The 17065-nt window shown below is 69.0% G+C and carries 17 protein-coding genes; 7 read left to right on the plus strand and 10 right to left on the minus strand.

From position 1 onward, the window contains the following. Positions 1–33: 33 nt before the first annotated feature. Positions 34–1200 carry a class I SAM-dependent methyltransferase gene (locus tag CHC08_RS22325; RefSeq protein ID WP_089209294.1) on the minus strand — a complete coding sequence of 389 codons (1167 nt, stop codon included), beginning with the start codon at positions 1198–1200 and terminating at the stop codon, positions 34–36. 452 nt (positions 1201–1652) lie between these two features. On the opposite strand from CHC08_RS22325, the gene groES reads away from it, so the two are divergent. From groES to CHC08_RS22345, 4 genes are all read left to right on the plus strand, one after another. Then, complete coding sequence (gene groES, locus CHC08_RS22330; RefSeq protein WP_089209295.1) at positions 1653–1964, plus strand: co-chaperone GroES; 312 nt, start codon at positions 1653–1655, stop codon at positions 1962–1964. Between the two features lie 90 nt (positions 1965–2054). Further along, positions 2055–3677 (plus strand): chaperonin GroEL, encoded by a 1623-nt coding sequence (groL, locus tag CHC08_RS22335; RefSeq protein WP_089209296.1) that lies wholly within the window; start codon positions 2055–2057, stop codon positions 3675–3677. Between the two features lie 274 nt (positions 3678–3951). Then, positions 3952–4590 (plus strand): sigma-70 family RNA polymerase sigma factor, encoded by a 639-nt coding sequence (locus CHC08_RS22340; RefSeq protein ID WP_089209297.1) that lies wholly within the window; start codon positions 3952–3954, stop codon positions 4588–4590. A 142-nt stretch (positions 4591–4732) separates the two neighbouring features. Continuing rightward, the gene (locus tag CHC08_RS22345) at positions 4733–4915 is read left to right on the plus strand and encodes a hypothetical protein (protein ID WP_089209298.1); all 183 of its coding nucleotides are present in this window, start codon (positions 4733–4735) and stop codon (positions 4913–4915) included. On the opposite strand, the gene CHC08_RS22350 is transcribed toward CHC08_RS22345, so the two are convergent. Together CHC08_RS22350 and CHC08_RS22355 are read right to left on the minus strand one after the other, a co-directional pair. Continuing rightward, entirely contained in the window at positions 4876–5253 is a 378-nt protein-coding gene (locus tag CHC08_RS22350) for a DUF5319 family protein (RefSeq protein ID WP_089209299.1), read from the minus strand. The two genes, CHC08_RS22345 and CHC08_RS22350, sit on opposite strands and share 40 nt — an antisense overlap. A 304-nt stretch (positions 5254–5557) precedes the next feature. Further along, a complete protein-coding gene (locus CHC08_RS22355; protein ID WP_089209300.1) occupies positions 5558–6568 on the minus strand; it encodes a helix-turn-helix transcriptional regulator in 1011 nt (336 codons plus the stop codon). A gap of 460 nt (positions 6569–7028) precedes the next feature. On the opposite strand from CHC08_RS22355, the gene guaB reads away from it, so the two are divergent. The 3 genes from guaB to CHC08_RS22370 all read left to right on the plus strand — a co-directional run bounded on the left by guaB (position 7029) and on the right by CHC08_RS22370 (position 10986). Next, positions 7029–8510: an IMP dehydrogenase gene (gene guaB, locus CHC08_RS22360; protein WP_089209301.1), complete on the plus strand. Its 1482-nt coding sequence runs from the start codon at positions 7029–7031 to the stop codon at positions 8508–8510. Positions 8511–8625: 115 nt separating this feature from the next. Then, positions 8626–9744, plus strand: coding sequence for a GuaB3 family IMP dehydrogenase-related protein (locus tag CHC08_RS22365; RefSeq protein ID WP_179282157.1), 1119 nt, complete (start codon positions 8626–8628; stop codon positions 9742–9744). A 312-nt stretch (positions 9745–10056) separates the two neighbouring features. Next, positions 10057–10986, plus strand: coding sequence for a hypothetical protein (locus tag CHC08_RS22370; RefSeq protein WP_218825421.1), 930 nt, complete (start codon positions 10057–10059; stop codon positions 10984–10986). A gap of 133 nt (positions 10987–11119) precedes the next feature. Here CHC08_RS22370 and nagA read toward each other — a convergent pair whose 3' ends face one another. The 7 genes from nagA to CHC08_RS22405 form a co-directional block, all read right to left on the minus strand. Continuing rightward, a complete protein-coding gene (gene nagA, locus CHC08_RS22375) occupies positions 11120–12256 on the minus strand; it encodes an N-acetylglucosamine-6-phosphate deacetylase (protein WP_089209303.1) in 1137 nt (378 codons plus the stop codon). An 83-nt stretch (positions 12257–12339) separates the two neighbouring features. Continuing rightward, a complete protein-coding gene (locus CHC08_RS22380) occupies positions 12340–13230 on the minus strand; it encodes an SIS domain-containing protein (RefSeq protein ID WP_218825422.1) in 891 nt (296 codons plus the stop codon). Between the two features lie 86 nt (positions 13231–13316). Then, positions 13317–14183 carry an ABC transporter ATP-binding protein gene (locus CHC08_RS22385; protein WP_089209304.1) on the minus strand — a complete coding sequence of 289 codons (867 nt, stop codon included), beginning with the start codon at positions 14181–14183 and terminating at the stop codon, positions 13317–13319. Position 14184: 1 nt separating this feature from the next. Further along, positions 14185–15006 (minus strand): hypothetical protein, encoded by an 822-nt coding sequence (locus CHC08_RS22390; RefSeq protein ID WP_143653309.1) that lies wholly within the window; start codon positions 15004–15006, stop codon positions 14185–14187. Positions 15007–15014: 8 nt separating this feature from the next. Further along, entirely contained in the window at positions 15015–15719 is a 705-nt protein-coding gene (locus CHC08_RS22395; RefSeq protein ID WP_089209306.1) for a hypothetical protein, read from the minus strand. After that, complete coding sequence (locus tag CHC08_RS22400; protein ID WP_089209307.1) at positions 15716–16471, minus strand: hypothetical protein; 756 nt, start codon at positions 16469–16471, stop codon at positions 15716–15718. The genes CHC08_RS22395 and CHC08_RS22400 overlap by 4 nt, the downstream gene beginning before the upstream one ends. Further along, positions 16455–17054: an RNA polymerase sigma factor gene (locus tag CHC08_RS22405; RefSeq protein ID WP_245878472.1), complete on the minus strand. Its 600-nt coding sequence runs from the start codon at positions 17052–17054 to the stop codon at positions 16455–16457. Before CHC08_RS22405 ends, CHC08_RS22400 begins: the two co-directional genes overlap by 17 nt. Between the last annotated feature and the right edge of the window lie 11 nt (positions 17055–17065).

A 17065-nucleotide genomic window follows, 5' to 3' on the forward strand; every position in this document is an offset into this window, starting at 1 on the left:
CAATGAATTGTCCGAGTTTGCCGTTTCGGCTGGTCAGCAAGGATCGCATATGAAGGCGAACGGCCTGTCGATGATTCGGGTAAGAATGACAACCGCTGATTTGTCTCCGGAAAGTCGTAGGTCTTTCCGCAATTTGTCGACATCGACCGCCGAGCCGCGTTTCTTGATCGTCGCGTTGCCGACTCCGCGCTCGCGGAGCGCGGCCCGCAGCCGCTTGAGCGAGAACGGCAGCGTCTCGTGGACCTCGTACCGGGACGCCCACGGTGTCCGTACCGCGACGTCCCCGGTGATGTAGGCGATGTGCGGATCGAGCAGGTGACCCTCGACCGTCGCGGCGATCTCCGCGACCAGATGGGCCCGGATCGCCGCGCCGTCCGGCTCGTAGATGTAACGGCCGACGGGACCGTGTCCGGCCTGGCCCAGGTCGGGGTCGGGCGTCATCGTGTCGCCCGACGGCAGGATCGTGGCCCTGCGATCGGTCTCGCCCGCCAGGGCGCCGCACCAGATCACGGCCTCCTTGACGTCGCCCTTGTAGGAGACCCACTCGGCCTCCGCTCCGGCGGGGATGAACTCGTAGGGGATCCCGGGGGCGACCTTGAGGCAGGCCGACCTCGCCTTCGCCACCATCTCCAGCACGTCGGGCCAGGGGGGCGAGTAGCCCATGGGGTCGAAGGTCCTGCCCCGGGCGGTACGGCGGGCGGGATCGGCGAACAGGACGTCGAACGCCGCCGGGTCGATCGTTCCGGCGTCCGCCGTACGGACGGAGACCCGATCGCCGAATCCCAGGGCCTCGGCGTTGGCCTGGGCGATCGCCGCGGTGAGCGGGTCGGCGTCCACGGCCTCGACGGTGCATCCGGCCCTGGCCAGCGCGAGGAGGTCGCCGCCGATGCCGCAGCAGACGTCGGCGACCCGGGAGCCGGGGGCGACGCGACGCGTCCTGTGGTCGGCGACCTCACGGCGGGTGGCCTGTTCCAGGCCGGCCTGCGTGAAGTACATGAGATCGGCGTCGGCGCCGAACTTCTCCCTCGCCCTCCGTCTGAGCCCGGCCTGGGTGAGCGCCGCGGAGGTCAGGCCGGCGTCGTAGGTCTTCCTGAGCCGGGTCACCGCCGCCACCGGGTCGTCGCCGACGGTCTCGGCCGCGGCCGTCAGGGCCTCCTGGCCGCGGGGTGTCCGCAGCTCCCGGAATGCGTCAAGGTCCACGTCGTCTGACGTTACCGCCTGGCGGGGACGCGGCCTCCGCCTCGCTCCGGCACCCCGGCGGAACACGCGCGCCGGTCCCGCCGGGCTCCCCGGCGTACCTCGGCGCCCCTCGACGTCCTCCGGCGTTGCCCGGTATATCCCTCGATGTTCCTCGGTGTTCCCTGATGTTCCCCGGCGTTCCTCGATGTTCCTTGATGGTTCATCGCCTACCTGGGCAGGTGCTGCCAGGTGGGAGCGGTAGTTTTGAGAGGGGTTGCGCATAGCTTGACGTTCGCGTGAAGCGCAGAAGGGCCATCCCGTGTTGACTGTCAAGCCCTCCTTGCATACTGTTCCGTATTGGCACTCTCCCGGTGAGAGTGCCAGATACATGCGACGAGGCAGGTCTGACACCCGCGACGGCAGACCGCTGGTCGCCTCTTCTAGATCATTCAAATCTGAAGGGGAGGTCCGACGTGACGACCGCCACCAAGGTTCCCGTTAAGCCGCTCGGCGACCGCATTGTGGTCCAGCCGCTTGAGGCAGAGCAGACCACCGCTTCCGGTCTGGTTATCCCAGACACCGCCAAGGAGAAGCCGCAAGAGGGCAAAGTCCTCGCGGCCGGTCCCGGCAACTGGGACGACAAGGGCGAGAAGCGGATTCCGCTCGATGTCGAAGTGGGTGACGTGGTCCTCTACAGCAAGTACGGCGGCACCGAGGTGAAGTACAGCGGCGAGGAGTACCTGGTGCTCTCCGCCCGCGACGTGCTCGCCGTCATCGAGAAGTAGTTCCAGCTTCATAAAGGTGACGTATCGAGCCCCGGGTCGCGTGAGCGCCCGGGGCTTTGATGCGCCGACGTACTTATAGAGGGGATTGTTATGCCGAAGACCCTGTCGTTCGAGGAGGACGCACGCCGCGCTCTTGAGCGTGGTGTGAACGCCCTTGCGGACGCCGTGAAGGTGACCCTCGGCCCGCGTGGCCGTAACGTCGTCATCGACAAGAAGTTCGGTGCGCCGACCATCACCAACGACGGTGTCACCATCGCTCGTGAGGTCGAGCTGGAGAAGCCGTACGAGAACCTCGGCGCCCAGCTGGCCAAGGAAGTCGCCACCAAGACCAACGACGTCGCGGGTGACGGCACCACCACCGCGACCGTTCTGGCCCAGGCGATGGTCCGCGAGGGTCTGCGCAACGTCGCCGCCGGCGCCCAGCCGCTCTCGCTCAAGCGTGGCATCGACCTCGCGGCCAAGGCTGTCAGCGACAAGCTGATCGAGTCCGCCCGCCCGGTCGAGGACAAGAAGGAGATCGCGCACGTCGCGACGATCTCCGCGCAGGACGTCAAGATCGGCGAGCTGATCGCCGAGGCGTTCGACAAGGTGGGCAAGGACGGTGTCATCACCGTCGAAGAGTCCAACAGCATGGGCCTGGAGCTGGAGTTCACCGAAGGTCTCCAGTTCGACAAGGGCTACCTGTCGCCCTACATGGTGACCGACCAGGAGCGCATGGAAGCGGTCCTGGAGGACCCCTACATCCTGATCACCCAGAGCAAGATCGGCTCTGTCTCGGAGTTCCTGCCGCTGCTGGAGAAGATCGCTCAGTCCAAGAAGGCGCTGCTCGTCATCGCCGAGGACGTCGAGGGTGAGGCCCTCGCCGTCCTGGTCACGAACAAGATTCGTGGCACCTTCACCTCCGTCGCCGTCAAGGCTCCGGGCTTCGGTGACCGCCGCAAGGCCATGCTGCAGGACATCGCCGTCCTCACCGGTGGCCAGGTCGTCAGCGAGGAGATCGGCCTGAAGCTGGAGTACGTCGGTCTCGAGGTGCTCGGCACCGCCCGCCGCGTCGTGATCACCAAGGACTCCACCACCGTCGTGGACGGCGCCGGTGACGCGCAGGCGATCGCCGACCGCGTCAAGGAGATCAAGCTCGCCATCGAGCAGTCCGACTCCGACTGGGACCGCGAGAAGCTCCAGGAGCGCCTCGCCAAGCTCTCCGGCGGCGTCTGCGTGCTCAAGGTCGGCGCGGCCACCGAGGTGGAGCTCAAGGAGAAGAAGCACCGTCTCGAGGACGCCATCTCCGCGACCCGTGCGGCGATCGAGGAGGGCATCGTCTCCGGCGGTGGCTCCGCGCTCATCCACGTCTCCAAGATCCTGGACGACCTGGGCCTGACGGGTGACGAGGCGACCGGTGTCTCCATCGTCCGCAAGGCGCTCATCGAGCCGGCTCGCTGGATCGCTGAGAACGCCGGCCTCGAGGGTTACGTCGTGACGACCAAGGTGGCCGAACTGTCCACCGGTCAGGGCTTCAACGCGGCCACCGGCGAGTACGGCGACCTGATCGCTCAGGGCGTCATCGACCCGGTCAAGGTCACCCGCTCGGCCGTCCAGAACGCCGCCTCCATCGCCGGCATGCTGCTGACGACCGAGGTTCTCGTGGTGGACAAGCCCGAGGAAGAGGCTCCGGACGCCGGTGCCAACGGCCATGGTCACGGCCACGGTCACTGATCTTCGTCGCTCCGTACGGCTCGCGTCCCCCCGAGGGGTGCGAGCCGTTCGCGTTTTGCGGTAAACCAAAAGGCCCTGCGGAGCGTCATGGCATGATGCGCGGAAGACCAAACGTCGTTCTAACAAATAGTCGGCTTATTTGGTAATCCAATGAAATATTGGTACAAATTCGAGTCGTTGCTGTCATCACTCGATTACTCCCCGTTATCGCCGCTTCAATGTGACCAATCCGTAGCCGTTTGCGATGACGACAGGTCATACCTGGGCGGGCATCATGCCTAACGTGACCGAGGGATGCGTCGCCGACGCCAAAAATGGGGTAAGGCTTGCGACGAGATCTGAAGGGACCGCCCATAGGGATGATCTCAAAGATCTGACGAGGCTCGCCGTTCAGGGAGATCGCACAGCGATCGAATCTCTGATCGCGCAGCTGAGGCCAATGGTTGTCCGTTATTGCCGTGGTCGTCTTGGCCGGGTTTCTGGCCAGTATCACATCGCGGACGATGTGGCCCAAGAAGTGTGTATCGCAGTGCTGTCCGCACTGCCCCGCTACCGGGACATGGGGCGCCCTTTCGCGTCCTTCGTCTTCGGCATCGCGTCTCACAAGGTGGCCGACGCGTTGCGTAGTTCCGTACGATCCGCCGTACCCACCCAGGATCTCCCTGACGGGCCCGACGAGGGGCCCGGGCCGGAGGAGACGGTGGTGCGCTACATCGAGGCCGAGCACGCGCGCCGGCTGCTGTCCAGGCTCCCCGACAACCAGCGCGAGCTGCTCATGCTCCGAGTGGTGTCAGGTCTTTCGGCCGAGGAGACCGGTAATGTACTGGGTATGTCACCAGGTGCGGTCCGCGTTGCCCAGCACCGGGCGCTGGCCCGGCTACGGGCGATGGCGGAGCTGGAGTCGATAGCTTGACCATGGAGCAGTCGAGCGGTGGTCAGAAGCGAGAACCTGGAGCGCAGGGCGGGACTGGCGAGGACCCGGAGCGAGCACGATCATGACAACGGTTCATCCGCGACGTCCGGCTCGGAAATACGGGCCGGACGAGGACCCGGCAGTGGCCGAGACCGACGCCGTCCTGGAGGCGCTCTCCCTCAGGAAGCCCGTCGCGAGCCTCGACGCCATGGTCGGCCTGCTGTCGGCGCTGATCGACGATGTCGATCAGCAAGGGCCTTCGGCGTCGATCACACCGCCCACCGATCAGCGGCGTTCTTCGGTGTCGATCACACCGTCCACGTAACCGCGGGCGTATTCCCAGCTCACGTAGTCGGTGGGATTGGGCTGGTAGGCGGGTTCGTGCACCTGCGGCTGGCCGTTCTCGATCATCTGGCGCAGGTTGCCGCGCAGCAGCTCCCAGTTGAAGTAGTGCTGCTCGCCGCACTCGGGACAGTCGAGGACCAGGCCGAGCACGCCCTGGGGCTCCAGCAGGGATCGGAAGACCTCCACGTCGGCGAGGTCGGTCATGGCCTCGTCGCGCTCGTCCGAGGTCAGCGGCTCGGGATCGTCAGGCTCACCCAGCGCCGCCGCCGGGTCGTCGGGGTCATCCGCGAACGGGTCGCGAGGGACATCGTCGAGCACGATCCCACCTTATGGTCTGGATGTGACAGACAGGTTCTGAACTATACGAGCCGGGTGCTCGCGGTCGGGCTCCGGGTCGCACGATTGAAGCGGCCCGTGCGGGCCGGGATCCGGAGAGCTCCAGGTCGCGCGATCGAAGTGGCCCGCGGGCCGGATGCCCCGTGGCCTCAGAAGCGTACGAGCCACGTGTTGCGAGAGCCGGTCCCTGAGGCGTACGAGCCACGTGTCGCACGAGCCGGCCGCGGCGCGAGGCCTCGGCGACGGGTTGTGCCGGCCCGCCGTGACGCGAGACCCCAGGGGTGTGTCACACGAGCCAGCCGCGACGCGAGGCCTCCACGCCCGCCTGGAACCGCGACTGCGCGCCCAGCTCGGCCATGGCGTCGGCGAACCGGGAGCGCACCGTCCTGACCGAGACCCCGAGCTGCCGGGCGATCATCTCGTCGGAGACCCCCTGGCCGGCCAGCCGCAGCACCTGTATAACGCCGTCGCCGCGGTGCGTCCACGGCAGCGGTGCCGCGCGGGTCCACAGCTCCTCGAAGAAGGAGCGCAGCGCTGCCACCACCACGGCGGCTCTGACCAGGTGGAAGTTGTAGGCGTTCTCCGCGAGGGTGCCGCCCCACTGGGCGGGCATGCCCGCGGCGTCGGCCCCCGCGACGAGGAACCAGCTCGGTACCACGTCGAGGGTGCGGACCTGGGCCCCCGCCCGCTCGAACCGGTCCAGCTTGTCGCGCAGGCCGGATATCCCCAGGGTGTGGACCGGGATGATGAACCGGGAGGAGAGCAGGTCGGTGCGCTGGGCCGCGATCCACTGGTCGGCGTAGCGGTGCGCGAAGTCGTTCACCGTCCGCTTGTCGGGAATGGCCGACAGCAACTCCATCGGCGGTGTCTGGATCGCCATGCCGATCACGCTCTCGTAGAGCTCGTCGGCCCCGCCGACCAGGGTCACGGGGAACTGACCGGCCTGGTAGTCGCGTCCGGCGTCGTACTGGTGGATGAAACCGCGGATCGACCCGAGTACGGTGTCGATCCTGCGGCTCTCCGCGGCCAGCCGGTCCAGTCGCTCGGCGACCAGGTGGCCGAGGGCCGTGGCGGGGTGCCGGGCGAGATACTCCCCGCCCTGCTCGTCGACCACGCCGAGCCTCACGAGGATGGCCAGCTCGCGGTCGAGCAGCTCCGGCGAGCCGTTGGTGGCCTCGGCGAGTTCGGCGCAGGTGGCGCGGTGCAGGCGCAGCACCGCGTTGTAGAGCGAGGTCTGGGCCGGAGTGAGGCCCAGGGTCTCCAGCGGATCGGGTGGTGCGGGTGTGTCAGTACGCATCGGCGAGGGGCTCCTGAAATGACACGGGTCTGGCGAGGATAACCCGGTGAATCATCCCTGTCCGGGCGTTGCTCCTAACTGATACGACAGTGTGTGCAACTTCGTGCAATTGCACGTTTGTACATTGCGGGTGAACCGATTGTGACGCAGGCTTGACGCAGCGTCGGCACCGGACACGAGTCACGTCGCCATCCGGACGCGGAGGGGGGTTCGGTGGCATGCCAGACGCCTCGTGCCGGTGCCGGTGACTCGGGAGGCCGAGCGGGTCACCGACCGCTCGGCCTCCCGCCTTTTCCCGGGGGGTGTTCCGCGAATTCGGGGGAGCCGAGCGGGTCATCGACCACTCGGTCCCTCGCCTTTTCCCGGGGGTGTCCCGCAGGTTTGGCCGCAGACTCTAAACTGTGATCCGGGGGTCGGCGCCTTTCCCCATCATGAGAGCGCCGTGGTAGGAGGTTTGCAGATGGCCAAGTTCACCGAACCGGGGCTCACGTTCGACGATGTGCTCCTGGTGCCCGCCTATTCGGATCTGCAGCCGGGTGAGGCGGATACCACCACGCGCCTGTCGCGCGGGATCACCCTCCGGATCCCGCTGGTCTCCGCTGCGATGGACACCGTGACCGAGGCCCGGATGGCGGTGGCGATGGCCCGTCAGGGCGGCATCGGCATCCTGCACCGCAACCTCTCCATCGAGGACCAGGCCCAGCAGGCCGACCTCGTCAAGCGCTCCGAGGCCGGGATGGTCACCAACCCGGTCACCTGCTCGCCGGACGACACCCTCGCCGACGTCGAGCGGCTCTGCGCGACCTACCGGATCTCCGGTGTCCCGGTGACCGACGCGAGCGGCGTGCTCGTCGGCATCGTCACCAACCGCGACATGCGCTTCGAGACCGACCAGGGCCGTTCCGTGCGCGAGGTCATGACCCCGATGCCGCTGGTCACCGCGCCGGTCGGCGTCTCCAGGGACGGCGCGTACGAGCTGCTCAGGCAGAACAAGATCGAAAAGCTTCCGCTGATCGACGCCGACGGGCGGCTCCGCGGGCTCATCACCGTCAAGGACTTCACCAAGAGCGAGCAGTATCCGCTCGCCACCAAGGACGCCGATGGCCGGCTCGTCGTGGGGGCGGCCATCGGCGTCGGGGACGACGCCGAGAAGCGGGCGATCGCCCTGATCGAGGCCGGCGTCGACGTGATCATCGTGGACGTCGCCCACGGTCACTCCAAGGGCTTGGCCGACATGATCGCCAAGATCAAGGCCAACAGCCGGGTCGAGGTGATCGGCGGCAACATCTCCACCCGCGCGGGCGCCCAGATGCTGGTCGACGCCGGGGCCGACGCGGTCAAGGTCGGTGTCGGGCCGGGCTCCATCTGCACCACCCGCGTGGTCGCCGGTGTCGGCGCCCCGCAGGTGACGGCGATCCACGAGGCCTCCCTGGCCGCCGGTCCCGCCGGGGTGCCGGTGATCGGCGACGGCGGCCTCCAATACTCGGGTGACATCGTCAAGGCCATCGCGGCCGGGGCCAACACGGTCATGCTGGGGTCGCTCCTCGCGGGCTGCGAGGAGTCTCCGGGCGAGCTGATCTTCATCAACGGCAAGCAGTTCAAGTCCTACCGGGGGATGGGCTCGCTCGGCGCGGTCCGCAACCGCGAGCGCGGCGGCACCTCCTTCAGCAAGGACCGCTACGCCCAGGCCGACGTCGGCACCGAGGACAAGTTCATCCCCGAGGGCATCGAGGGCCAGGTCCCCTACCGCGGCCCGGTCGCCGCGGTGGCCCACCAGCTCATCGGCGGCCTGCGCCAGGGCATGTGGTACTCCGGATGCCGCACGGTCGCGGAGATGCACAGCAAGTGCGAGCTCATGCCGATCACCTCGGCGGGCCTCAAGGAGAGCCACCCGCACGACATCCAGATGACGGTCGAGGCTCCGAACTACCACGGTCGCTAGTTCCCGGAGGACGGGGATCCGCCGAGCTCAGCGAGCAGGCGAGCCACATCGGCACTGTACGGTCCGCGCCCACCTGGCGTGAGTATCCATACACGCATGAAGGAAAGACATACATATGACTCAGGTGGAGATCGGGCGCGGCAAGAACGGCCGTCGTGCCTACGCGCTCGACGAGATCGGCATCGTCCCATCCCGTCGCACCCGCGATCCGGAGGAGGTCTCGATCTCCTGGCAGATCGACGCCTACCGGTTCGAACTGCCCGTCGTGGTGAGCCCCATGGACAGCGTGGTCTCGCCGAAGACCGCGATCGAGGTCGGGCGGCTCGGCGGTCTCGCCGTGCTGGACCTCGAAGGTCTCTGGACCCGCTACGAGGACCCGACGTCACTGCTGGCGGAGGTGGCGGAGCTCAAGGGTGAGGCCGCCACGAGGCGGTTGCAGGAGATCTACAACGCGCCGATCAAGGAAGAGCTGATCGGCCGGCGCATCGGGGAGATCCGCGCCGCCGGGGTGGCCACGGCCGTCCGGCTGTCCCCGCAGCGCACGGTCCAGTACCACAAGGCCGTCATCGACGCGGGCGTGGACATCTTCGTGATCCGCGGCACCACGGTCTCCGCCGAGCACGTCTCCGGCAGGGCCGAGCCGCTGAACCTCAAGCAGTTCATCTACGAACTCGACGTTCCGGTGATCGTCGGAGGTTGCGCCACCTACACCGCGGCGCTGCACCTGATGCGGACCGGCGCGGCGGGCGTTCTTGTCGGTTTCGGCGGCGGCGCCTCGCACACCACCCGCACGGTGCTGGGCGTGGTGGTGCCGATGGCCACCGCGATCTCCGACGTGGCCGCGGCTCGCCGCGACTACATGGACGAGTCCGGCGGCCGGTACGTCCACGTCATCGCCGACGGCGGCATGGGCACCTCCGGTGACATCGCCAAGGCGATCGCCGTGGGCGCCGACGCGGTCATGGTCGGCTCGCCGCTGGCGAGGGCCACCGAGGCTCCCGGCCACGGCTTCCACTGGGGGTCGGAGGCACAGCACCCCGAGCTTCCCCGGGGCAAGCGGGTCAAGTTCGACACGGTCGGCACGCTGGAGCAGATCCTGCACGGCCCCTCCTCCGTGGCCGACGGCTCGATGAACCTGATGGGCGCGCTCAAGCGCACGATGGCCACCGCCGGATACTCCGACCTCAAGGAGTTCCAGCGGGTCGAGGTCGTCGTGGCCCCGCACATCGGCTGACATCCCTTTCGAACGCCCGGTCTCCGCGGAGACCGGGCGTTCGGCGTTTCCCCACCCGTCCGTTGTCTCCCCGCCGATCCGGCGCTTCCCCGCGCATCCGGTGTTTCCCTGTGGGTTCGAAACTTTCATGTTCGTCCGGTGTTTCCTGTGGGTCCGGAGCTTCCTTGATCGCCCGTTGTCTTCCTGCGGGTATGGCGCCATCCGGCGGACCGATCGCTCTCCAGCCCGACCGCGGTCCTCGGCCGTGAGGTGCGCTGCGCGGGAGGCCCTGAAAGTGACGTATAGGGGAAAATCTGTGAATATTCACATGTGTTGGATGATCAAGAACTCCGGATCGCTCTCAGAGACGGCCCCTTCCACGCCGCGCTCCGTGCGGCGGTGGAGGCACGCGGCCTGACTCTGAGCAGGCTCCGCCAGAATCTGGAGGAACGCGGCCTGCGGGTCGGGATGACGAGCCTGAGCTACTGGCAGCAGGGGCTGCGCCGTCCTGAGCGGCCCGAGTCGCTGCGTGCCGTACGCGCGCTGGAGGAGATCCTCGTCCTGCCGCCCCGCTCGCTCATGGCTCTCCTCGGCCCGCCCCGCCCCCGGGGTCGCGGTCCCGGAGAGCCGCCGCAGAGCACCCTGCCGTACTCCGCGATCATGGAGTCCTCCCACACCCTGTCGGCCCTGCTGCAGGATCTGGACGGGGTGGCCGACGACCGGCGCCTGAACATCGCCACCATGTACGAGACGGTGCAGGTCGGGCTGGACCGCAGCATCGTCCGGCGCGAGACGCTCCAGGTGGTGCGGGCGCACGAGGACGCCGTCGATCGTTACATCATGATCTACTGGGGCGACCTGGGATGCGACGTGGAACGCGTGCGGATCCGCGCGCTCGAGGACTGCAGGGTCGGCCGGGTCCGCCGCGACGGGCCGACCGCCCTGGTGGTGGCGGAGCTATTGTTCGACCGGGTCCTCCAGACGGGGGACACCCAGGTGATCCGCTACGAGCTGGCCGACCCGAGCGGCGTGGAGACCACCAAGTACGAACGGGGTTTCCGCTTTCCCGCCGGCCAGTACGTGCTCCGGGTGAACTTCACGCCCGCCGCCCTTCCGGTCGGCGTCCGCCGTTTCACCCGCCCCGATCCCGGTGCCCACGAGCACGACCAGGGCGAGCTCGTCCTCAACGCCCACCACGCCGTCCACCTGGTGGCCGACACGCTCGAACCCGGCCTGATCGGCATCCGGTGGAACTGGCCGTGACCGGCCCGTGGATGTGGCGGGCGGCACCGCCGGTTGTGATCGGCCCGCCGGGATGTGGTGAACGGCCCGTGGAGAGGCCGTGAGCGGAGCCGTCAGTCGTGACCGGCTCGCCGGGACGGCCTGAGCGGTGACCTCACCGGGGCTCGGTGATCCAGGCCCCCTGCCGCATGACCCCGGCGACCTCCAGCTCGTCGGTGAGCACCACGAGGTCGGCCTGCTTGCCGACCGCGACCGAGCCCAGGCGGTCGGCGAGGCCGAGCACCCGGGCGGGGGTGAGCGAGGCGATCTCGGCCGCCTCGCTCAGGGACAGGCCGACCTCCCGGACGGCGCGCCGGAACGCGACGTCCATGGTCAGGGTGCTGCCCGCGATGGTGCCGCCCTCGGCCAGCCGTGCCACACCGTCGGTGACGTTGACCTTCATCGTGCCGAGCCCGTAGACGCCGTCGCCCGCCCCCGCGGCCGCCATCGCGTCGGTGATCAGCGCGGTGCGGCCGGGTCCCGCGACGTCGTAGGCCAGGCGCACCATCGCCGGGTGCGCGTGCACCCCGTCGTTGATCAGCTCGACCGTGACGCGCTCGTCCTCGAGGAGCGCGGCGATGGGTCCCGGGTCGCGGTGGTGCAGCGGCGGCATCGCGTTGTAGAGGTGGGTCGCGACGCTGCCGCCCGCCTCGATGCCCGCGATGGTCTGTTCGTAGGTGGCGTCGCTGTGCCCGAGAGCGGCGATCACGTTGTTCGCGACCGCCTCCCGGATGGTGTCCAGCGCGCCGGGCAGCTCGGCGGCGATGGTGAGCATCTTCACGTGGCCGCGCCCGGCCTTGAGCAGTCCGGTGAGCTCCTGCGCCGACGGCTCCCGCAGCAGGGCCGGGTTGTGCGCGCCGCAGCGGGCCCTGGAGATGTAGGGGCCCTCGAAGTGGATCCCGGCCAGCAGGCCCTCCTCGCACAGATCGGCCAGGGCGGAGGTGGTTCCGGCGAGGTCGTCCAGGGTCGCGGTGACCAGGCTGGCCATGAGCGTGGTGGTGCCGTGCAGGCCGTGCAGGGCGGCGATCCGGCTCGCCTGCTCCGGATCACCCGTCGGGAAGGAGCCACCGGCTCCGCCGTGACTGTGGATGTCGACGAAGCCCGGCACGACATACCGGCCGCCGAGACCGTGGCCCGGCCCGGGGGCGGCTCCCTGGCCGATGTGGGTGATCCGGCCGTCTTCGATGGTGAGCCAGCCTCCGTGGACACCTTGGGGGGTCACGATGCGGGCGTCGGTGAGTGTGATGCTCATGGAACCATCCTCTCCGGTTCTCGGGTGCCGGCCGTCATCGAATTTCCCCTGTGTGGAGACTCGGGGCTCCGGCCGCGGGGATCTCAGGGGGAGAGGATGACGGATCTGGTGAGGTGGAGCGGCTCGTCCGGGTTGAGCCCCCGGACGTGCGCCCGTGCCACGGCCACCCGCTGGATCTTGATGAGCTCGGCCATGGGGTCGAGGGCGCTCTCCAGGAACGATCCGCCGGTGGCCTCGACCTCGCCGCGCAGTCCCTCGGGGGCCTCGCCGAGCATCCAGGTGATCCTTCCCGGTCCGGCGATGCTGATCGGGCCGTGCCGGTACTCCATCGCCGGGTAGGCCTCGGTCCAGGCCCGGCAGGCCTCGCGCATCTTCAGCCCGGCCTCCAGGGCCAGGCCGTAGGCCCAGTCGCGGCCCAGGAACGTGAACTGCTCGGCGGTGATCAGCTCGTCGGGGAGCGGAGCGGAGAGAGCGCGCTCGGCGTCGGCGATCGCGTCGGTCAGGTCCTCGTCGAGGTGGGCGCGGAGCAGGGCGAGCTGGGCGGTGGCGAACCGGGTCTGCACGACCGATCTCTCGTCGGCGAAGTCGAGCACCACGACCTGGTGGGCGAGCCCCACGACCGGGGTGTCCGGGTCCGCGGTGATCGCGGTGATCCTGGTGCCCGGAGCCTTCGTGCCGATCTCCTCCAGCAGCTCCAGCACCTCGGTGGTGGTGCCCGACCGGGTCAGCGCGAGCACCCGGTCGTAGGAACGGCCGGGCAGCGGGGCCTCGGACGCGGCGAACGCGTCGGTCTCCCCGTGTCCCGCCCCCTCCCGCAGCGCCGCGTAGGCCTGCGCGATGAACCAGGAGGTGCCGCAACCGACCACGGCCACGCGCTCATCTCGCTGAGGCAGCGCGTCGGCCGGGACCATGCCGACGGCGCGACGCCAGCAGTCGGGCTGGGACGCGATCTCGGCTTCGGTGTGCGTGGTCACGCGTTACCTCCTGGAGCGGCCTGTCACTGATTGCTTTTCGCCAGTAGCGAGCATAGTTATGCGGGCGGAAACCCGGATGCGGGTGCTTACCGGCCGGCCTCCATGAGTGCGAGGTAGCCGTCTTCGAGGGTCGGCTCGGACGGCTGGGCCGAAGGATCGGGGGAGGTGGCCGCGAGGATCCTGTAGCGCGTCCCCCCGCCGTCGGGGCGGGAGCCCACGATCCTGCCCCGCGAGGGCGCGGGACCGGGAGTGGTCACCGTCCAGATCCGCCGGTCGGCGCGGGAGACCAACTCCTCGACGTCCCCCTGGAACACCAGGCGGCCCTTCACGAGCACGGCCAGGAACCGGCAGGTCTGCGCCACGTCCTCGACGATGTGCGTGCTGAGCAGGACCGTGCGATCTTCTGCGAACTCGGTCAGCAGGCCGCGCAACCGGATGCGCTCCTCGGGGTCCAGCCCGGTCGTCGGCTCGTCCACGATGAGCAGGCGGGGGTCGGCGAGCAGTGCCTGGGCGATGCCGACCCGCCGCAGCATCCCGCCGGAGAAGCCCTTGAGCTTGTGGTCGGCGTGCTCGGTGAGCGCGACCGTCTCCAGCAACTCGCCGATCCTGCGTCGCCGGAGGGAACGGGAGTCGAGTCCCTTGAGCAGGGCGATGTAGTCCAGAAACCGCCGCGCGGTCAGGTCGGGGTAGACCCCGAGCTCCTGGGGGAGGTATCCGAGCACCCGGTGCACGGCCAGGCGTCCGTCGGCGGTGGTGATGTCGTGCCCGCCGACGCGGACCGTCCCGGAGGTGGGCCTGAGCAGTCCCGCCAGGACGCGCATGAGCGTGGTCTTGCCCGCTCCGTTCGAGCCGAGCAGGCCGTACATGCCGGTCGGCACGTCGAGGTCGATCCCGTTGAGGGCGTGGACGCCGCCCCCGTAGGTCTTGGTCAGGCGGGAGATCTCGATGCGCATGTCAGGACTCCGTCCGGATGGTGTGGAGACGGGTAAGGAAGAGTACGGCCGCCGCGAGCGCGATCATCACGCCGATCCAGAGGAAGGCGACGGCCGGCGTGGCCTCGGGCCGCAGGAAGTTCAGGGAGGCGCCGGGTGACGGGCCGTAGACGATGCCCTCGGGGGGCAGGATGACGTTCGGGGGAATCGTCAGATTCGAGCCGTAGTCGAGGAGGCCGTAGGCCACATACTCGCTCTTGGCCGCGAAGATGCTGCGGGACAGGGTCGGCATCATGGTGGCGGGGATGAGGTTCCCCCAGAACCAGTAGACGACGAACAGCACGCGGAACAGCATGACCGGCATCAGCAGGGGCCCGGCCAGGGCGAGCGCCCCGAGGAAGAGCAGTCCGGGGACGACGGCCGTCACGAAGAGCGTCACCGCCCAGCCCAGCGCCGCGGGCTCCCCCTCGGTGATCGCGTAGGCCACGGCCCGGCCGAAGTAGGCGAGCATCAGCGGCACGGCGGTGGCCGTGCACGTGCCGAGATACTTGCCGATCAGACGGCCGGTACGACCGGCAGGGGTCGCGTCCAGGACCCCTGCGACGCCGAGCAGCCGGTCACGGATGAGCCGGTCGGCGATCAGGCATCCGTAGACGATGGGCAGCAGGGACATGAGCAGGGAGGCCGACGAGATCATGGCCGTCTTCGAGGCGAGCCCTTCGCCGAAGCCCAGGTCCAGCGTCACGTACGTCGAGCCGAAGGTGGCGACGGTCGCCGCGTAGGTCAGTCCGTAGACGATCCACAGGACGGGCCGGCGGATCTGCATGCGGAACTCGTACCGCATGGTCGCGATCATTCGGTCTCACCCCCGGTGAGGGTCCGCTCGGCGTTGCCGAGCAGGGGCCAGGCCGCCGCGACGAGCAGCAGCGCGGTCGACAGCAAGGTCAGCCGGTTGGGCAGCCATTCGGCGGCGGATCCCCAGCGCGTGGTGGGGAACAGGTAGAGCAGCCGGGGCACCGTGCTCTCCCGCAGGACGCCGGAGAACATCTGCTCGAACACCCAGACGGACGCGACGACGGAGGTGGCGGCCGCGGTGCTGCGGAGGGTGACAGCGGCGAGCAGTCCCAGGGCCGACAGCCAGAGCAGGGGGGACAGCCAGGTGAGCTGGCCGGTCAGGCCACCGGGTGCGCCGGGGATCAGCTCCCACCAGCCGGTGGCGACGAGCAGCACCGAGGCGGCCAGGGCGCAGAGGGCCGCCCAGCCGACCGTCACGACCAGGCGGCGCAGCAGGGTCGGGCGATATCCCCCGGGCAGGGTGAGCAGCAGTTCCACGGAGCGATCCCGGCCGATCAGCGAGGCGGCCGCGATGCCCGCCACGAGCGGGATTCCCGTTTCCAGAGCCCCCAGGAGGAACCACGCCGTGTTCCCCTCCCGGGAGCCGAGCCGCGTGCCGAACGCGGCGAGGGCCGCGATGAGGAGGACGAGGGCCGGGGGCGCCAGCAGGGTCGCGGGACCGGCTCTCCGTATCTCGTACGACCAGAGATCGAGGGATTTCATAACCGGTGAGTTGCGCGGGCACGCCGGATCGGTTCACCTTTGCCCACGGCTGTCACGGCGGCGAGTGTCAGGGCCGGGGCGAGGACGACCGTGACCGAGCCGGTCGTCCAGAGTCCCTGGAGGCCCTCCAGGACGGGGACGCCGGCGAAGGCCAGCGCGTGGACACTCCACAGCGCCAGCGCGACGCCTGTCGCGCCCTCCGGGTTCCAGCACACCGACAGCAGCAGGCTGAGCGCCGAGAGCGTCGCCATGGGTCCCAGCCACGTCGTGATCAGTGAGGTCAGTCCCAGGGGGGTCGCGTTCAGCAGGGCCAGCACCGCCGAGGAGAGCAGCGCCAGGATCAGGTCGTACCCGAAGACCAGGGTCACCCGGGCCAGGAGGATGACCCGTGGTGACGTCGGGGTGACGGCCACCAGTTCGAAGGCCCTGTCGTTCTCGGGGCCGTACGATCCGGCGACACCGGCGGCGGCGATCAGGGGGACGGCCAGGGCGAGCACGAACTCCGAGGCACCGCTTCTGGCCAGGGTGAAACCCACGCCGGCCACCATGATCAGAGCGGAGGCCAGCCAGATCGCCGGATGCAGGAGCCGGGCCTCCATCGTCAGCAGCACCCACGCCCTGTACGGCCTCGGCCGGGTGGGCGTCTCCACGCGGTCGTGCGCGGCCCTCGCCAGAACGGTTCGCACGATCTCCGGCCCGGGGGGAGGCGGAATGCCGTCGTGGATTCCCGACAGTTCAGGCCATTCGTTCATCGAGACACCCCCTCAGGGTCGTTCGGGCGTGATGCAGGCGGCTTTTCACCGTGCCGACCGGAATTCCCAGCACGTCGGCGATCTCCCGGTGACTCAGATCGTTGAGAAAGGCGAGCACGACGACCTCGCGTTGCGCCAGGGGCAGCCGTGCCAGCGCCGCCTGCACCCGGTCGCCGCCCACGGCCAGCTCCTCCGGCCCGGGCAGTCCATCGACCACCTCGGCGCCGTCGGGCGGTTCGGCCGGGAGGGGAGGCGGGAGGCCGCGAAGGCGGTTGTGCGCCTGCCTGCGTGCCACCCCGAACAGCCAGGTGCTCACGGTGGAGCGGCTCCGGTAGGTGCCCGCGGAGCGCCACACGGCCAGCAACGTGTCCTGAAGGATCTCCTCGGCCGTGCCCCGATCTCCGGCCAGCCGGTAGAGGAAGGCGAACAACGGACCGGCATATCGCTCGTACAGCTCGGTCAGCGCGCTCGCGTCACCGTCCGCCACCCGGGCCAGGACGAGCGCGTCTCTCTCCTGGGCGCGCGAACGACGGCCCGCGACGCCGAACCAGCGCAGCGCGATCGTCTGATTTCCCCCATCCACGACAGGTGTGT

The sequence above is a fragment of the Streptosporangium subroseum genome (genome assembly GCF_900188345.1).
GTDB lineage: Bacteria > Actinomycetota > Actinomycetes > Streptosporangiales > Streptosporangiaceae > Streptosporangium > Streptosporangium subroseum.